General features: G+C 35.9%; 13 protein-coding genes. 6 read left to right on the top strand and 7 right to left on the bottom strand.

Annotated elements, in window-relative coordinates; all coding sequences use genetic code 11:
- The first annotated feature begins 180 nt into the window (after positions 1-180).
- The 5 genes from ACQKCJ_RS22565 to ACQKCJ_RS22545 all read left to right on the top strand — a co-directional run bounded on the left by ACQKCJ_RS22565 (position 181) and on the right by ACQKCJ_RS22545 (position 9737).
- Entirely contained in the window at positions 181-3393 is a 3213-nt protein-coding gene (locus ACQKCJ_RS22565) for a TonB-dependent receptor (protein ID WP_271338168.1), read from the top strand.
- Between the two features lie 8 nt (positions 3394-3401).
- Complete coding sequence (locus tag ACQKCJ_RS22560; protein WP_271338169.1) at positions 3402-4910, top strand: RagB/SusD family nutrient uptake outer membrane protein; 1509 nt, start codon at positions 3402-3404, stop codon at positions 4908-4910.
- Positions 4911-4923: 13 nt separating this feature from the next.
- Positions 4924-6030, top strand: coding sequence for a SusE domain-containing protein (locus tag ACQKCJ_RS22555; protein WP_427402981.1), 1107 nt, complete (start codon positions 4924-4926; stop codon positions 6028-6030).
- Between the two features lie 94 nt (positions 6031-6124).
- The gene (locus tag ACQKCJ_RS22550) at positions 6125-7507 is read left to right on the top strand and encodes an alpha-amylase family glycosyl hydrolase (RefSeq protein ID WP_271338173.1); all 1383 of its coding nucleotides are present in this window, start codon (positions 6125-6127) and stop codon (positions 7505-7507) included.
- 52 nt (positions 7508-7559) lie between these two features.
- Positions 7560-9737 (top strand): glycoside hydrolase family 97 protein, encoded by a 2178-nt coding sequence (locus ACQKCJ_RS22545; RefSeq protein ID WP_271338175.1) that lies wholly within the window; start codon positions 7560-7562, stop codon positions 9735-9737.
- Positions 9738-9852: 115 nt separating this feature from the next.
- Here the strand turns inward: ACQKCJ_RS22545 and ACQKCJ_RS22540 are convergent, their stop codons facing one another.
- The 7 genes from ACQKCJ_RS22540 to ACQKCJ_RS22510 all read right to left on the bottom strand — a co-directional run bounded on the left by ACQKCJ_RS22540 (position 9853) and on the right by ACQKCJ_RS22510 (position 17917).
- Positions 9853-10302, bottom strand: coding sequence for an alpha/beta fold hydrolase (locus tag ACQKCJ_RS22540; RefSeq protein ID WP_271338183.1), 450 nt, complete (start codon positions 10300-10302; stop codon positions 9853-9855).
- Complete coding sequence (locus ACQKCJ_RS22535; protein WP_271338184.1) at positions 10299-10793, bottom strand: OB-fold protein; 495 nt, start codon at positions 10791-10793, stop codon at positions 10299-10301. Before ACQKCJ_RS22535 ends, ACQKCJ_RS22540 begins: the two co-directional genes overlap by 4 nt.
- Positions 10794-11182: 389 nt before the next feature.
- Positions 11183-12169 (bottom strand): aldo/keto reductase, encoded by a 987-nt coding sequence (locus ACQKCJ_RS22530; RefSeq protein ID WP_427402980.1) that lies wholly within the window; start codon positions 12167-12169, stop codon positions 11183-11185.
- A 103-nt stretch (positions 12170-12272) separates the two neighbouring features.
- Entirely contained in the window at positions 12273-13151 is an 879-nt protein-coding gene (locus tag ACQKCJ_RS22525; RefSeq protein ID WP_427402979.1) for an AraC family transcriptional regulator, read from the bottom strand.
- A 58-nt stretch (positions 13152-13209) separates the two neighbouring features.
- Positions 13210-13764, bottom strand: a complete 555-nt coding sequence (locus ACQKCJ_RS22520) for a DUF5683 domain-containing protein (RefSeq protein WP_271338179.1) — start codon at positions 13762-13764, stop codon at positions 13210-13212.
- Between the two features lie 168 nt (positions 13765-13932).
- The gene (mfd, locus tag ACQKCJ_RS22515; RefSeq protein WP_427402978.1) at positions 13933-17298 is read right to left on the bottom strand and encodes a transcription-repair coupling factor; all 3366 of its coding nucleotides are present in this window, start codon (positions 17296-17298) and stop codon (positions 13933-13935) included.
- Positions 17291-17917, bottom strand: a complete 627-nt coding sequence (locus ACQKCJ_RS22510) for a hypothetical protein (RefSeq protein WP_271338181.1) — start codon at positions 17915-17917, stop codon at positions 17291-17293. Before ACQKCJ_RS22510 ends, mfd begins: the two co-directional genes overlap by 8 nt.
- Before the next feature lie 342 nt (positions 17918-18259).
- Between ACQKCJ_RS22510 and ACQKCJ_RS22505 the strand changes: the two genes are divergently transcribed.
- The gene (locus tag ACQKCJ_RS22505) at positions 18260-19198 is read left to right on the top strand and encodes an L-threonine 3-dehydrogenase (protein WP_271338182.1); all 939 of its coding nucleotides are present in this window, start codon (positions 18260-18262) and stop codon (positions 19196-19198) included.
- Positions 19199-19430: the final 232 nt, after the last annotated feature.

The raw sequence follows: 19430 nt of genomic DNA, 5'->3' as shown, positions 1-19430 counted from the left end.
AATGAAAAAACATGAAAGAATAAAAGTACAGGAATAAAAAAATCGGAAAGAGCTACGAACAATTTCCGATTTACTAAGTGATTGAATATAACGAATTAACTACAATCAATTAACAAAATTATGAAAAAAAAATCAAAGAATACTGGGTTTCTATACCGAGTGTTCCAAAATGACCTAAAATTGAAATTAACTACACTACTTATTTTGGTCGCCATGTTTAATATCAGAGGGAATACTTATGCTCAAAAAACAAAAGTAACCCTTGAATTGAACAATTCAACAATCGAAAAGGTTATTGAGACCATTGAACAAAAAACGGATTTCAGGTTTATTTACAAACTAAGTGACATTGATCTTGATCGTGTTATTTCTATTTCTGTAAAGGACCAAAATATCAATATTGTTTTAGACAAACTCTTTAAGGGAACTCCAACAGAGTTTAAAGTTCGGGACACTCAGATTATCTTAAAAAAGCCAGAACTGAAAACACAAAGCATTCCTTATCAAAAACAAACTGTTACCGGAATCATTACTGATGAAAATGGCCTGCCTTTACCGGGAGCCTCAGTTAACGAAGAAGGAACAAAAAACGGAATGGTGACTGATTTTGACGGGAAATACAAACTTACTGTTGAAAGCAGTGCTTCTGTAATTATCGTGTCTTTTGTTGGTTATAAAGAAAAAAAGGTAGTGGCCAGCCAAAGCGTTATCAACATTCAACTCGTTCCTGATGCCACAGATTTACAGGAAATTGTGGTTGTAGGATATGGTTCTACGGCCAGAAAAGATGTAACGGGAGCCGTTTCTTCAATTGCTGCTAAAGATATGAATCAGGGTGCGATCGTAAACCCTTTACAATTGATTGCAGGAAAAGCTGCCGGTGTAAACATTACTCAGATTGGTAGTGAGCCAGGTTCAGGACCAAGCGTTCGTATTCGTGGTATCTCTTCTTTAATTGGAGGAAATGATCCTTTGGTAGTCGTAGATGGAATTCAGGGAAACATGGATTTGTTAAATCAGGTTCCTCCAAGCGAAATTGAAAGTATTGATGTTCTTAAAGATGCTTCGGCTACGGCTGTTTACGGTTCCAGAGGTGCACCCGGTGTGATCATTATAACAACAAAAAAGAATAAAGCAGGAAAAACAACCATGGAATATATAGGCTCTACTTCTATCGATTTTATCCCCAAAAAACTCGATATGCTAGATGCCAACCAATGGTGGGCAACTGCTCAAAGTGTGGGTGTTCCGGCTTCTGCAAACCACGGTTCAAATACTGATTGGTACAATCTTTTGACACAAACCGGAATTACCCAAACGCACACGCTTTCTTTTGGCGGCGGAACTGATAAATTTAATTACAGAGCTTCTCTAACAGCGATTTTGCAAGACGGAGTGGTAATTAATTCCAGTAACCAAAAATATATTGGCCGTATTCAGGCTACGCAATTGGCTCTTGATGACAAATTAAAACTAACTTTTAATTTAAACACAGGAGTAAATAATGTAACCAATAGTATTGGCGAGGTAGGAACTGTTTCTTATAAATCAAACCTGATCACCAATTCATTATTGGCAAGACCAACTGATCCTGTTTTTAATACGAACGGAACCTATTATACAGATCCAACTGTATTTCAGTATTTAAATCCTTATGCAGTTGCTCAGACCGCTACGAATGAGAGACAAAGTGATAATTTATTTGGAAGTTTAAAAGCTGAATTGGATTTAGGTAAAGGTTTTTCTGCAAACTGGTTTGGAAGCTGGAGAAAAACAAATACCACTATTGGATATTTCATGCCTGCAGCATCAACAGACGCACTTGCAGTAGATCAAAAAGGATATGCTAATATTAAAAATGAAAGACAAAACGAAAAATTAACCAATATAAGCCTTAATTATAAAAGAACTTTCGGGATTCACACTTTCAATGCATTGGCATTATACGAGTGGCAAAGTCAGGCTTATCAGGGAAATTATGCTCAGGCAAGAGGTTTTATAAACGATAAAACTACTTACAACGCATTACAATTTGGAGATTTTTCGAAAGTACAATCTTCTGATATTTCTTCTTATAAAAACGACAGAACTTTAGTTTCGTATTTAGGAAGATTAAACTACTCTTTACTAGATCGTTATTTACTTACAGCAAGTATCAGACGAGACGGTTCATCTGTATTTGGTGCCAACAACAAATGGGGAAATTTCCCGTCAGCATCTGTGGCATGGCAAATTAATAAAGAGTCATTCATGGCAACTCAAACTTTATTTAGTGAACTAAAATTACGTGTAGGATACGGAGAAACCGGTAATCAGCAAGGTCTTTATCCACAAACTTCATTATCGTTAGTAGGAAGTGCAGGAACTACTTATTTTGGAGGAATGCCTATTACGAATTTCAACATTACTCAAAATGCAAATGCTGATTTGAAATGGGAAACAAAAAAACAAACCAATATTGGTCTTGATTTCGCCCTTTTAGACAATAGACTAAGAGGTAGTGTAGATGTTTATGATTCTAAAACCGAAAACTTATTGTTTGATTATACCGTACCTCAACCTCCTTATCCTTATAATCAAATAAAAGCAAACGTAGGAAGCATTTCAAACAAAGGTCTGGAGATTGCTCTTGCCTATGATGTTATTAAAACAGAGAACAGCACACTAACATTAGCCGGAAATGTATCACTCATGAAAAATGAGGTACTTAATTTAAGTGGCAGTATTAATGGCATTCCTTTAAACACAGATTATGTAGGCTGGGGAGCGGCAAACTCTTATTTAGTACAAGGAAAACCAGTTGGTGCATTTTATATCTTAGAACATACCGGCAAAAATGACAATGGTGTTGAAACAGTAAAGGATCGTGACGGAAATGGTGTTATTGATCAGGGTGTTAAAAGTCCGGATCGTTACTACGCAGGTTCAGCATTACCAACTTATACTTTTGCATTTAACCCTTCTTACAGGTACAGAAACTTCGATGCTTCTGTGTTAGTAAGAGGTTCAGGAGGAAATAAGATCTACAACGCACTGAATCAAAACTTAAGCATGCTGGAGAACACGGGTAAATCGAATGTTTTAGAAAGTGCAGTTGATAAGGGAATTCACTCGTCTCCGTATGGATCTGACTTATGGTTAGAAGATGGTTCATTTGTACGTTTAGAAAATGTTACTGCAGGATATACGTTCCGTTTTACAGATAAATATGTAGACTCTATCCGACTTTCACTTACAGGAAACAATTTATTACTGATTACTGATTACTCAGGTCTTGATCCGGAATTGAATATTAGCGGAAGTGGTAAAACTGAAGACAACTTTGGTGGTGACAGAGGAATTTACCCTCGTACAAGAAGTGTTGCATTTGGTCTGACTGTAAAATTTAAATAGTAAAAGAGATGAAAATTAAAAATATACTAATAGCAGGAAGCGTTTGTTTCCTTGCCCTTTTTGGATGTTCAGACATTAGCGAAAATGTGTACGACAAATATCCGGCTGACGAATTTTATGGCACCCCTGAAGGAGCCAATATTGCCCTTGCAAGTGTTTATGCCGAAATTCCGGGTGACTTTCAACGTAACAATATACCCGGCGTAGGTTACGCAGGAGCTGATAATGGCTGGTATGACATGAACTGTATGTCATCTGATGAACAAGTGATTCCGCATAGAAATACCGGAGACTGGCAACAAGATTTTGCCCGTTTGCACAAACACGAATGGCTGCCAACAGATTTTATCATTAATAATACCTGGAACTGGTTGTACAAGTCCGTTTTCAATGCAAATTTAGCAGTTCAGTTATTAGAAAAATCAAATGCCGAAGCTTCAAAAATTGCTGAAGCAAAAGTATTACGTGCTTTCTTTTATTATTTATTGATTGATGATTTTGGTGATGTTCCATTTTTTACTGATAATAATATTACAGTAGATAAAATTCCGCAATCAAGCCGTAAAGAAATTTACAGCTTTATTGTAAAAGAATTAACCGAGAACGTAGAGCAGCTTTCCGGAACAAGAGGAGGAAACTATTACGGAAGATTCAATAAATGGGCGGGTTATACTTTATTGGCAAAAGTATATTTGAACGCACAGGTTTATACCGGAGAAGCAAAATGGAACGAATGTTTAGCGGCTTGTAACAAAGTTAGCGAAGGTGGTTTTACACTACATTCCGGAGCAGCAAATGCTTCTAGCCCGTTAGGAAATAAATATTATGAATTATTTGGAGATGTACTTCCTGAGGATGAAACCATTTTACCTATTTATGCAACTTTAGATATCGTTTCCCGTAATATCTATGCCGTTCGTAGCGTATATGGTCCGCATGGTACTGCTTTATTTGGAATGGCGGGTTGGAACGGAACTATTGTACCTAAGGATTTTTTCCTGAAATATGCCTTAAACGATATTAGAAGACAACAATTTTTAGTAGGCGAACAACCTGGAGGATACAATTATACACTTGAGGTAGCTTCTCTTGACAATCCGGGAGCTGATCCTCAGGCGGGAGTTCGTAATATTAAATTTTATCCTGCAGGAGCAAAAAGTGGCGGAGGAGCTTCAAATGACTTCCCAATTTTTAGATATGCTGACGTAATTTTAATGATGGCCGAATGTAATGCCCGTTTAGGGAATCCTGGTGCTGCAAAACCTTTTATAGATCAGATCAGGCAACGTGCCGGTTTAGATGCATTGGCTTCAAACCCAACTCTTGATGATATTTATAACGAAAGGGGATTCGAATTAAATTGGGAAGGTCACAGAAGACAAGATATGATTCGTTTTGACAAATTTTTATTGGCAAACGAATTCAGACCGGTATCTCCTGCTTACCGAAAGTTGTTCCCAATTCCAACATCTGCTTTAGATGCTAACAAAGGACTAAAACAAAATCCGGGTTACTAAAAACAAAACTATCATGAAAAAATATATCAATAAATTATTCCTCTTAGGGAGCGTGCTTTTTCTAAGCGCTTCCTGTGACAGTGAAGCCGAATTAACGACGCTAAAAGCCGTAAGTTTTCCTTCTGCAATTGAAGTTTCTTCCAGTACATTGGTACTAACAGAAGATTCTGCTGACGATAATGTTTTACTTGTTTCCTGGCCAAAAGTAACATTCCCAATTGATGCGCCGGTTACATATGCCGTAGAATTTGATTTAATTGGTGATACCAGTGGTACTACTGCCTGGCAAAAAGCCAAAAGAATTGTGGTTGGCGAAGACGTTTTAAGCAAAGCTTTTATTGGTCTTGATTTAAATAAAATTGCCGTAGACTTAGGTCTTCCACCGGATGTTGCAGGAAAATTAGTTGTTCGTGTAGAAGCTGCAATGGATCGAAAAATCTATTCTGATCCTATCACGCTGACCGTTACACCTTATGAAAAAAGCGTTGTTTTTGGCGAGATTTATATGCCGGGAGCTTATCAGGGCGAATGGAATGTAGATACTGCTTTGGCTTTAACTGCAATTTCAAAAGGGATTTATCAGGGTTATGTAACAGTTCTTCCGGGTTATGGCCCCGTATTTAAATTAAATACTGGCAGAAACTGGGAACAATTTTATGGTGCAGGCGCCACAAATAATGACCTGAAAGACATGAGTACTACTGATTTTGCACTTCCTGGAGAAGGTTCTTATCAGATCAAAGTAAATTTAAATACTTTAAAATGGAGTTCTACTCCTTATGCCTGGGGAATTGTAGGTTCATCAACTCATGCGCCAACACCTGAAGATAAAGACTACGGATGGAATCATTCTATTCCGATGTCCTACAACCATGAAACTAAAACATGGAAGGCGACTGCCAACTTATTAGCAGGAGCCTTAAAATTCAGATTGAATGATAAATGGGATGTAAACTACGGACCTGCAGATCCTACAACAAATACCATTAACAAAGATAATGGTGGTGCTTATGATATTGGAGAACCGGGAACTTACGAAATTACCTTTACTATAAACGATGTCGATCCGGTATCAGCAGGATATCCTGCAACTGCGACTTGTACAATCGTTAAAAAATAATCTAAAACTACAATATAGTTTAGATTAGTTTGAGTGATACCTGCCTTTTTTGAGCGAAAGGCAGGCTATCTTAAAAAAAATAAAATAAAAAAATATGAAATCAAATATAAATATCATCTACACTTTAATACTTGCACTAGCATTTGTTTCGTGTAGTTCATCGGATAATAACGATTCAATTCCGGCTTCTCCTTATACACAGTATGGAACAGCATTCGAAAAAATGCCAAAAAAAGAAGATGCCATAATTTATCAGGTCAACATTCGTGCTTTTAGTGCCGCCGGAAACTTAAAAGGTGTTCAGGACAGGCTTACTCAAATTCAGGAACTGGGTGCCAATGTTATTTATTTAATGCCTATTTATCCTGTTGGAAAAGTAAAAGCTTCAGGAGAATTAGGCTCGCCTTATGCCGTGCAGGATTATAAAGCCGTAAATCCGGATTTTGGAACTTTACAAGATCTTCAGACTTTGGTCGAAGAAGCGCATAAAAAAAATATGGCTGTAGTGCTGGACTGGGTTGCCAATCATACCGCATGGGACAATCCCTGGATTACACAACATAAAAATTGGTACCAACAAGACGATAAAGGAAATATCATTATTCCGCCGGGAACAAGTTATAATGATGTAGCGCAATTGGATTTCAATAATACCGAAATGAAAAACGCGATGATCGATGCTATGGAATATTGGGTTTACAATGCCAACATAGACGGCTTTAGATGTGACTATGCTGACTTTGTTCCGCAAACCTTTTGGTCAGATGCGATTACGAAATTAAGAAGTATCAAAAAAAATCAAACCATATTGATGTTGGCTGAAGGATCTAAAGTAAATCACTTTGCTTCTGGTTTTGATTATACTTTTGGATTTAATTTTTTCAGCACTTTAGAAAAAGTTTTTAAAGAAGGTAAACCTGCTACAACAATTCAGGATTCTAATGCTACAGAATATGCCAACAATTACAATCCTGAAAACAAAGTTGTAAGATACACCAGCAATCATGACGTAAACCTTTCAGACGGAACTCCGCTTGAACTTTTTGGAGGTAAAAAAGGATCTGTTGCCACTTTTGTTGTTGCAGCATATATGAAATCTGTTCCAATGATTTACAACGGACAAGAAGTTGGGTATGACAAAAGGCTTAATTATTTTGCCAAAACTCCAATCGACTGGTCTGCCGCAGATGCATCTATGTTAGCCGAATACAAAAAAATTATCGCTTTTAGAAATGCCAGTAACGCTATAAAAACAGGAACTTTTACCGGATACAGCAGTGATGCCGTAAGCGCTTTTACAATGGTAAAAGATTCAGAAAAAGTTTTTGTTCTTTCTAATTTAACCAAAACTTCTGTAAAATACCTTGTTTCCCCTGCCCTAAAAGCAACATGGAAAGATGCTTTTACAGGAACTTCTGTTACTATTGGCAACGAAATTACATTACTTCCTTTTCAATATTTAGTATTGAAAAATTAATACCCACGCGACTTTAAAAAACAATATTAGATTTGCAAAAAACAAAAATAACATGAATTTTCAATCCCAAAAATCATTGCTTCACATCCGAAGCAAAAAATTAGCGTTACTTCTTTTTATTTGTGTCAATGCCGCATGGGTTCAGGCTCAGGAAATAACTTCACCTAATAAAAATCTTTCTTTAAAATTTGAATTAAAAGAAGGCGGAGTTCCGTCTTACCAATTATCATACAAACAAAAAGCAGTTATAAAACCAAGTTCTTTAGGTTTAGAACTTCAAAATTTACCTTCGTTTTTGGATGGTTTTACCGTTACAAATACAGCACAATCTTCTGTTGATGATTCATGGAATCCTGTTCTAGGTGAAGAAAAAACTATTAGAAACAATTACAACGAATTGGTTGTCACTTTGGCTCAAGCCAAAAACAACAACAGGTATATTCGAATTCGTTTCCGATTATTCAACGACGGATTGGGTTTTAGATATGAATTTCCGAAACAAAATGATTTAAATTATTTTGTTATTAAAGAGGAACGTACTGAATTTAATCTGGCCGGAAATCATAAAATTTTCTGGATTCCGGGAGATTATGATACCAATGAATATGCCTATACCACTTCGAAAATTTCTGAAGTTCCTTCGTTGATGAAAAAAGCTACTATCGAAATCAATTCGCAATGGCCTATTAAGGAATTAGCGGTGCAAACTCCATCAATGATGAAATCTGACGATGGTTTGTATATCAATATTCATGAAGCAGGATTGATCAATTATCCGGCAATGTATCTTGAAGTTGATGCTGTAAATTATAAAATGCGCAGTCATTTAGCGCCTGATGCCGTGGGTGCAAAAGGATATATGCAAACAGATGCACAATCGCCCTGGAGAACCATTGTTGTAAGTGATAAAGCGACAGAAATTTTGGCTTCAAAATTAATTCTGAACCTCAACGAACCTACAAGTTATAAAGATGTTTCGTGGATTAAACCCGTAAAGTACATCGGGATTTGGTGGGAATATTTTGTGGCCGGAAAAAGTACCTGGGCTTTTGGAAAAGAAACTAACGTAAAACTGACAGATGATTTTACTAAACTAACGCCAAACGGAAAACACGGAGCCACAACAGAAAGAGCAAAAGAATATATTGATTTTGCTTCTAAAAATGGTTTCGATGCCATCCTTATCGAAGGTTGGAACATTGGTTGGGAAGACTGGATCAACAACTGGAAAGAAGAAGTTTTTGATTACGTAACCGCTTATCCTGATTTTGATGTAAAAGCAGTTCATGAATATGCCGCATCAAAAGGGGTGAAAATTATCATGCACCATGAAACGTCAGGATCGGCAACAAATTATGAGCGTCGATTAGATCGTGCTTTTCAATTTATGAATGACAACGGTTATGATGCTGTAAAAACTGGTTATGTAGGTAAAATTATTCCGCGTGGCGAACATCATGACGGACAGTGGATGGTGAATCATTACATCAACGTAGCCAAACGTGCTGCCGATTATAAGATCATGATTAACAGCCACGAAGCGGTTCGACCAACTGGTTTAAACAGAACTTTCCCGAACTGGATTGCACAGGAATCTGCTCGCGGAACTGAGTTTGAATCTATGGGAGGATTAGCACCGGATCATACGACAATTCTACCATTTACAAGATTAATGGGTGGCCCAATGGATTATACTCCGGGGATTTTTCAAACAGATCTTTCGTACTACGGAACCGGAAGTACACAACGTGTCAATACCACTCTGGCAAAACAATTGGCTTATTATGTTACAATGTACAGTCCGTTGCAAATGGCGGCTGATATTCCTGGAAATTATGAGCGTTTTCCAGATGCTTTTCAATTCATAAAAGATGTTGCGGTAGATTGGGACAACAGTTATATTCTTGAAGCAGAACCAGGAGATTACATCACGATTGCCCGTAAAGCAAAAGGAAAAAACGAATGGTTTATTGGAGGAATCACCGACGAAAACGCCAGAACTGCCAATATTACTTTTGATTATTTACCTGCCGAAAAAAAATTCATAGCTACTATTTACGCTGACACGAAAGATGCTAACTGGAACGAAAATCCGCAAAAATATACGGTGACTAAAGTTGTTGTAACCTCAAAAACAATTTTAAAACAATATTTAGCACCGGGTGGTGGTGTTGCAATCAGTATTAAAGAAGGAAATGCTGCAGAGTTAAAAGGATTGAAGAAATTATAAAATTTTCTCTGAACCCAAATACAAAATGGCGCATGAAAAAAATCATGTGCCATTTTTATGTTTTACCAGTTATAAATTCAATAATTTCTCTACATTCAAATGCCCAATTTTCTCTTTATCTTCTTAGAATAGGGTCGTATTTATCAACCTTCAATATTTCAGGATTAGATTTAGTCATATCCAACAACGGAGATAAAAGTATAATTTGAGAAGGTTGTACTCCTTTGTCATCTCTTAATTTTTGTGACAATGCAAAAGCCATTCCTCCGCCGGCAGAATCGCCTATTAAAGTAACATTCTCTGCTCCAACCCGATTAATTAAATTAACCAGTGCAGTATATACCATTTCAGTTGTTTCTTCAAATTGATGTTCGGGTGCCAAAGGATAATCAGGGATTACAACTGTTCTCCCCGTCCTTTCAATCAATTTACCGAAAAACACCCAGTGTTCCGGAAAATAACTTGAAACATAGGCTCCTCCGTGTATGAAGAAGAAATATTTGTTTATTGTTTTTTTTGGTGCTATGGTCCATACATTTCGTCCATTTACAACTTCTAAACCTATATCATACTTATCATAAAGTTCTGGTGTTGGTTTTGCTGCTTCGCCTTGTCATTTTTCACGGTCTGAGCAAACGTGGTGCTTTTTACTCCTGCCAGAAAAAGTCTTTTTTCTAATTGCTCACTTTCCGGACTTGGATCCTTTATATCATAGGATTCATTTGAAGTAAGCTTTTTGATAGATTTCTCCTCAACTATTTTACATTCCTTTACAACCAAAATACTTTCTTTGTAAAGGTCACGGGCCTCTCCTGTAATGACAAGTGTTTGTCCTTTAGAATACTTGCGTAATTTTAAATAATCTGAAACAGGCAGTACACAAAGCTTCATTGTAACTCCGTCTTTCTTGTCTGACAATTCTATTGACGGCAGCGCATAAATGTCCGGACCAACATACACGACAACACCTTTGATGGTTACTATTTTATTTTTATATAATTTTTCGGCTTTACTTCTATCATTGATAAAAGCGTCGTGTAATTCCTTTACAGGAATAATTTATTGAGTGTCCCTAATATTTAATTTTTTAGCCTGAAGGAGTCCAAAAACCAACAGTAATGTGATAATTGAAAGAATTCTATATATACCTTTTTTCCTGTTCATGTAGTAAAGAAATAAATGTGTGTATCCCTATTAATTCCTCCTGTAAAACTGATTTTTTTGTCGAGAGTGATGACAAACTAAATGCGTTAAAAATCTTTAGTACCCTAAAGTTACGCCATCTGTATATCGCTGTTTATCAAGATAAGACATATAAAGTTCCTGAACTATCGTAATAAGACATTTATTAATCTGATACTATGATTGTATTATTAATTATTATGAACGAGTTTTCTTAATTGAAGCAAGACTTTCAATTAAAAAAATCGAAAATCTTGGATATTTTAAGAAGCGACCATTTTTTGAAGTGCAGCCGGATAACGATCTCCTTTCATGGCATCGATAGCAAATGTTGTATTTAATAAATTCATTTCTTCCGGAGAGAATTCGATACAAAGAGCTGCTATATTTTCATCTACACGTTGAGGTTTACTCATTCCCACAATTGGAATAATATCTTCTCCCTGATGCAACGCCCAGGCTAAAGCAAGCTGACTTGCAGAAACGTTCTTCTGACCTGCCATATCTTTCAAAAATTCGATCAATTGCAGGTTATGAGCGCGGTTTTCTTCCTGAAATCTCGGAAGCATATTTCTGTAATCTCCTTTAGGCAATGGAAATTCTAAATTTCCGCTAAGCAAACCATAGTTCAAAACAGAATAAGGAACTATACTCACGCCTAATTCTCTTGCAGTTGGCAAAATTTCTTTTTCTATAAATCTGGTCGCTAACGAATATTCAATTTCTAAAGCAGAAACGGAATATACTTTATTCGCACGAATTAGTTGTTCAGCATTTGCTTCTGAAAGTCCTAAATAACGAACCTTTCCTTCGTCAATTAAATCTTTTATGGCACCAACCGTTTCTTCGATAGGCACATCAGGATCGATTCGTGAAGGCTGAAGCAGGTCTATTTCGTCAACTCCCAATCGGGTTAAGGAATAGGCACAGAAGTTTTTGATCGCGTTTGGTCTTCCGTCCAATCCCAGAAAATGTCCTTTATGATCTCTTAGCGCCCCGGTTTTAACACTTATAAAAGTTTTGTCTCTTCGTCCTTTTATAGCTTCGCCAATAATAAGTTCGCTTATACCCATTCCGTAAAAGTCGGCGGTATTTAGAAAGTTTATTCCGGAGTCAATTCCGTATTGTAGTGTTTGGATTGTTTGTTTTTTTGCAGCTTCTAATGATGCCGGATCATCAATTATTAATCTTGATCCCATAGATATAGGGGAAACTTCGGGTCCGTTTATTCCTAATTTTCTCATTTTCATAATACTTCGATTTAAATTAATTTAATAAAACAAAGATATTGTGCACAACAAAGCTAGAGAAGGTCTGAATAGCCGATAAAATGTTCTAAATGTCGTATTTTTATTAAGACAATCCTTTTCGGTATTCCAAAGGGCTCGTTCCCGTATTACGCTTAAAAAACTTGCCGAAAAATGTGGCTGTAGCAAAGTTTAAATATAGTGAAATCTCTGAAATGTTTAATGCTTTTGCTTGCAGTAAAACTTTGGCTTCAAGACAAACAATTTCGTTAATCAACTCACTTACAGTTTTTCCGGTTTCCTCTTTTACAACTTGAGAAAGATGTTTGGGTGTTACAAAAAGTTTTTCTGCGTAGAAATGAACTTCACGATGCCGGGTAAAATTCTCAGACAATAATTCTTTAAACTTTTCCGTTAGATAGAAAGATCTTGAATAGGTGTTATGTTCGTTTCTGGTTTTTATGTCGTATAACCCTTCAATTTCCAGGAGTAAAGCTCTCAATAGGGCCTGAATACTTTCTAATTTATTAGATAAATCAGAGTTTTTCTTTTGCTCAATTTGATGTAGTAAGGATTGAATAATGGCCAAATCTTCCGGATTTAAAGCAATAGCATGTTGTCCGTTTCTTTTGTAGAAAGAAAATTTCTTTAAAAACAAAGTGTCAATCAATCCTGAAACCACAAAATCTTCTGTAAAAAAAAGACTCTTTGTTTCAATTGCGCCTTTATTCAGAATCCAATTCCTTACTTCATCAGGCGCCACCATAACTATAGAAGGAGCTTTAAGCTGATAGGGTTCCAATCCAACAATGAATTCAGCTTCTCCTTTTAAAACAAGGCCAAGGCTGTACATTTCAGAACGATGTGGTTCAAAATGACGATTGGGTGTAATTTCCTGAGGTTTAAAAAGAAAATCTTTGAACTCTAAGTCCAGACCGAATTTTTCAGTAATATCAACTATACCAATTTTTTTGATTTCCTTCATTATCGTTTTGCTTTAGAAAGAATACTAAAACTGATTCTAAAGTTACAAAAGTAAACTTCTAAAAAGTGTAGGTACAAGCAAATCCAAAACCAGATTGCATATTTTCATTCTTGAAATTAACAGAAGGCTTAAAGGCCAATTTCTCACTAACATTAAATTGAGACAAAGCTGCATCAATATTGGCATCAATAATATTGAGAACATAAAAACCAACAATAAATAAAGCGGATAAATCTCTATTTCTTTGAAATTGCTTTTGAGCAGAAATTAACTGACTTTCGCTTAAGTTCTCCAAATATTCAGAACCACTTGAGTTTCCTGCTAGCCTGTTTTTGTATTCGTTTCTATAAGTATTGTAGTTTTTTTGACTGTCGATATAAAAATAAGTACTGGTTCCGATTGCTCCATATACCAAAGGAAGTTTCCAGTATTTTTTATTATAAATCTGTCCTAAACCCGGAAAAATAGCCGAATAAAATGCTGCTTTTGCAGGTCGCAAAGGATCGATTTCTTCTGATTTCAGCGTATCATTTAAAACGATTTGCTTCTTTTCCTGAGCAAAAATTGTGGTTAATCCAAAAAACAAAAACACAAGAATAAATTGATATTGCATGGAAAATTTTGGTTTAAAATTTTGACCAAAGAAAACTTTTTAATTCTAAGTATTTTCTTAAATAAAGGATAAATAAAACTTAAGATTTAGATTCGTTTTTTGCCACGAATTCCAGGAATGAGCACGAATTAAAATTTGTGAAAATTCGCAAATTCGTGGCAAACTTTTTTATTCTCCCAACATTTCCATCAATTCCAAAGCTCGTTTGGTCGATTTTACATTATCAAAAGTCAAAAGAAGTCGTAAACCATTTGGCGTTTGTTTTTCTTTCATTGTGCAAAGCGAGGTATATTTTTGTACAAATAGCAACACTTTTCTAAACTTAGACGATTGATAATAATCAGATTGTTGATCCGAAACAAAGTAACCAATCATTTTACCTTTTTTCATCACCAATTTCTCAATTCCTATGTTCGTCGCAATCCATTTGATGCGAATACTATTCATCAACGCATTGGCACGCGGAGGCATTGGACCGAAACGGTCAATTAATTTATTTTGAAAGATAACCAGTTCTTCTTCATTTTTTACGCCACCCAACTCGTTATACAAACTCAAACGCTCGGTAACATTATTGATATATTCATCAGAAAATAAGAGCTCAAAATCAGTATCGATTTGTAAATCTTTTACGTATTCTTTCGTCTCAATATCATTCTCTGCCGGATATAAATCTTTGAATTCGTTTTCTTTTAATTCTTCAATGGCTTCGTTCATGATTTTTTGGTAGGTATCAAAACCAATTTCGTTGATGAAACCGCTTTGTTCGCCTCCTAATAAATCTCCTGCACCACGAATTTCAAGATCTTTCATGGCAATGTTGAAACCGCTTCCTAACTCACTGAATTGCTCTAATGCCTGAATACGTTTTCTGGCGTCTTCAGTCATTGATGAATAAGGCGGACAGATGAAATAACAGAATGCTTTTTTATTGCTACGACCTACACGACCACGCATTTGATGCAGATCTGATAATCCGAAATTGTTGGCATTATTGATAAAAATCGTGTTGGCATTTGGTACATCCAATCCGCTTTCGATAATTGTCGTCGCTACCAAAACATCAAAATCTCCGTTCATAAAGCCCAACATCAATTCCTCGAGTTTGGCGCCTTCCATTTGTCCGTGACCAATTCCGACTCTTGCATTTGGTACCAAACGCTGAATCATTCCGGCAACTTCTTTTATATTTTCGATTCGGTTATTGATAAAGAAAACTTGTCCGTTACGCTGAATTTCATACGAAATTGCATCACGAATAATTTCTTCATTAAACCCAACAACATTTGTTTCTATAGGATAACGATTTGGCGGAGGTGTTGTAATAACTGATAAATCTCTCGCCGCCATTAACGAAAACTGAAGCGTTCTCGGGATTGGTGTTGCCGTTAATGTCAACGTATCGACATTTGCTGCAATAGTTTTTAGCTTATCTTTTACGTTTACACCAAACTTTTGTTCCTCATCGACAATTAATAAACCAAGGTCTTTGAAAACTACATTTTTATTGACTAATTGATGTGTTCCAATTACAATATCAAGTTTTCCTTCGGCTAAATCTTTTAAGGTTTGTGCTTTTTGTTTCGCAGTTCTAAATCTGTTTAAATAGCCAATTGAAACCGGCATATCTTTTAATCGTTCTGTAAAAGTTCTATAATGCTGATAGGCCAAAATAGTAGTTGGAACCAGAATTGCAACTTGTTTGCTATTGTCAACGGCTTTAAAAGCAGCACGAATGGCAACCTCAGTTTTTCCGAAACCTACATCACCACAAACCAAACGATCCATTGGGCGATCACTTTCCATGTCGGCTTTTACTTCTTGCGTCGATTTGGTTTGATCCGGAGTATCCTCATAGATAAACGAACTTTCTAATTCGTTTTGCAAATAACTGTCCGGTGCAAACTGAAAACCTTTTTCTAATCGACGTTTTGCATACAACTGAATCAGGTTGAATGCAATATGTTTGAAACGCGCTTTGGTTTTTTGCTTTAAAATTTTCCAGGCGTTCGACCCTAACTTATATATTTTAGGCGGCGTTCCGTCTTTTCCGTTGTACTTGGAGATTTTATGCAGCGAGTGAATACTTACATACACAATATCATTATCAGCATAAACCAATTTTATGGCTTCCTGCGTTTTTCCTTCGACCTGAATTTTCTGCAATCCGCCAAACTTCCCAATTCCGTGATCGATGTGGGTTACATAATCACCAACAGAAAGTGACGTTAATTCTTTAAGCGTAATATTCTGCTTTTTAGAATACCCGTTCTTGATATTGAATTTATGATAACGCTCAAAAATCTGGTGATCCGTATAAGCGGTAATTTGATTTTCTTCGTCAATAAAACCCTGGTACAAAGGCAATACAATCGTATGATATTGCTTTCTGATATTCTCTGAATTGGCTTCGTCTAAGCTTTCGAAAATATCATGAAAACGTTTTGCCTGCGTTTCATTCGAACAGAACAAATAGTTTTTATATCCATTAAAATGATTCTCGCTCAAATTATTCAGTAATAAATCAAATTGTTTATTGAAGGATGGTTGTGGCTGAATGTGAAATTCGAATGTTTTTGTGGTTTTAAAAATTGGTTTTGAAGCCAATTCCACTACCGAAAAATCTAAGGCGCGCTTGATAAACGAAGCCTGATTTAAAAATAATTGTTCCGGTTCTGCGTGTTTTATTTCTTTGGATAATTTCTCAAAATCTTCTTCGGCTCTTGCAAATTGCTTGTCTAACTGACTAAAAAGCCCATCTGTATTCTGAATAAAAACTACCGTTTTCTCAGCAATATAATCTAAGAAACTTTCGCGGTTTTCCTGAAATATCTTGTTCTCGACATTCGGGATAATGGTAATTTTTTTATGTGTTTCTACAGATAATTGCGTCTCGACATCAAAACTTCTGATACTGTCTACTTCGTTACCAAAAAACTCAATTCTATAAGGATGATCGTTCGAAAATGAAAACACATCGACAATACCTCCACGAACCGAAAATTCGCCCGGTTCTGTGATAAAATCAACTCTTTTGAATTCGTATTCGAATAAAACCTCATTGATAAAATCAATTGAAATTTTATCGTTCAAAGCGACTTTCAAAGTATTTTTATCAAGTTGCTGCCTTGTTACTACTTTCTCGAAAAGGGCTTCGGGATAAGTAACAATTATCGCTGGTTTTTTTCTGGAGTTAATTCGGTTTAAAACCTCAGCACGGAGTAAAACATTAGCATTATCTGTTTCATCAACCTGATAAGGACGTCGAAATGAAGCAGGATAAAACAAGACATCTTGCTCGCCAATCATTTGTTCAAGATCATTCAGGTAATACGCTGCTTCTTCTTTATTGTCTAAAACAACCAAAAAAGGCAACTCTGTTTTTTTGAAAACAGCACGAATCACAAATGAAACTGCAGATCCTAACAATCCGTTAAGATGCATTTTTATTTGACTTTGCTCTAGTAATTGTGTGGCAATCTGCTGATTTTTTGGCAGATTATCATACATGGTATATAAGGCGTTTTTACTCAACTTTCGGTAATTTATTATCTGTGTTTTGTGCCTGAATCGGAACTGCGGTTGCATTCGGAATCGCACGTGTTGTATCTAACATTTTCAAGAAATCTTCTTCTCCTTGTTCTTTCGGAATTTTACTTTTCACAATGATATTATCCATTTGTCTTTCCAGAGAGACTAATTCTTTATTGATTTCTCCAACTAAAAAGGTTACTTTTTCAGCTGGAATTTGATTTAAATGAATAAACAAATCCATCATTTTAACTTTAGTTATCAAAACAGAAATTCGGCTTTTTATTGCTGGAACGTTAAACTCTGCAGGAATATTATCGTTTAAAGCGAGTGCTTTTTTCGAAATAACTGCCGATTTTTTTTGGAACGCTCCTATTGTTTTTCTTGGTTTATCTGCGATTTCTTTCAGGAATTCGCGCCATTCATTCCATGAACTTACCTTTTGTTCTGAAATTTCATTAATAGGCTCATCAATAAACTCCCAGCCTTTATTGATAGTATTAAAAATAACTTCCTTTTTTTTGGCTTCTTTTTCATTTTCAGCACGGCGTTTTTCATCTTCATTTTGACATGAATTCAATACAAAAACAAAAAGCAGAAAAAGAGATATTTTATATTTCATTTGTAAAACATTAAGCTACAAAGTTACAAAGTAAATTTACAATTACGAATTCTGTTTTTTGCTAAAGATTTTATAAATCATGGTCGTTTTTTTGGGTGAAAAATTTAACCGCAAAGTTCGCAAAGTTCGCAAAGTTTTACATAAAGCTTTGCGAACTTTGCGTTTTTACTAAACCAGCATATTAAAAAAACTTTACGTGCTTTGCGGTAAAATAACCCAACAGCTCAACAGAGAATAATCCAAAAAAGAATCTTTATCGTTGTTAAATTTATAATTTGTTGTTACGAAAAGTAAAAATATTTGCGAAAACGTTATATTTGCATCTCTAAAAAAACATCACAAATGAATCCAAAAATATTGATCATTGGCGCTTGCGGTCAGATTGGGACAGAACTGACTCAAAAACTGCGCAAACTATACGGAACAGACAATGTAATTGCTTCTGACATCCGAAAATTAAATACTGACGTTGTTAATTCAGGTCCGTTTGAGGTGGTCAATGCTTTAGATTTTAACCAAATTGAGCATCTTGTCGAAGTACATAAAATTACTGACATTTATTTGATGGCGGCACTTTTATCGGCTACAGCCGAGAAAAACCCTGCATTTGCCTGGGATTTGAATATGAATTCATTATTCCACGTTTTGAATTTAGCGAAAGCAAAAAAGGTAAAGAAGATATTCTGGCCTTCGAGTATTGCTGTTTTTGGACCTACAACTCCTAAAGAAAATACACCTCAATATACGATTATGGAGCCATCTACAGTTTACGGAATTAGTAAACAAGCGGGAGAAAGATGGTGCGAATACTATCATAATATTTATGGTGTTGATGTTCGAAGTATTCGTTATCCTGGTTTAATTAGCTGGTCTACGCCTCCTGGTGGCGGAACTACTGATTATGCGGTTGATATTTTCTATAAAGCTATTGCTGATAAAAAATACGAGTGCTTTTTATCGTCTGAAACTAAAATGCCAATGATGTATATGGATGATGCAATTGATGCAACTATTAGTATCATGCAAGCTCCGATTGAAAAAATCAAAATACATTCTTCATACAATTTAGCAGCAATGAGCTTCACACCGACTGAAATTGCTAATGAAATCAAAAAACATATTCCTGAATTCACCATTACTTACGGGCCTGATTTCCGTCAGAAAATTGCTGACAGCTGGCCGGCAAGTATCGACGATACTGAAGCAAGACAAGATTGGGACTGGAAACATACTTTTGATCTTGAATCGATGACAAAAGATATGCTGGAACATTTAGGATAAATTAATCTTAGCTTTTCATAAAGAACTTTTTGCAGATCAGAAATTTTAATCGGATAGGAGCCTAGGAATTAATTCCCTAGGCGACCTCCCACACCACCCGGCATACGGATCCGTACCAAGGCAGCTCTTAATTTACGATACATTTTAAGATAGATACCTAACCTAAAGTACTTCCGTGAGGTTATTTTCAGTTATCCCAATAAAGGTCTGCACTCCTTGGTAGCTGTCGGAT

Source organism: Flavobacterium sp. NPDC079362, assembly GCF_050267765.1.
Lineage (GTDB): Bacteria > Bacteroidota > Bacteroidia > Flavobacteriales > Flavobacteriaceae > Flavobacterium > Flavobacterium azizsancarii.
The sequence above is the reverse complement of the archived record's forward strand: the minus strand, read 5'-3'. Positions and strand labels throughout refer to the sequence as shown.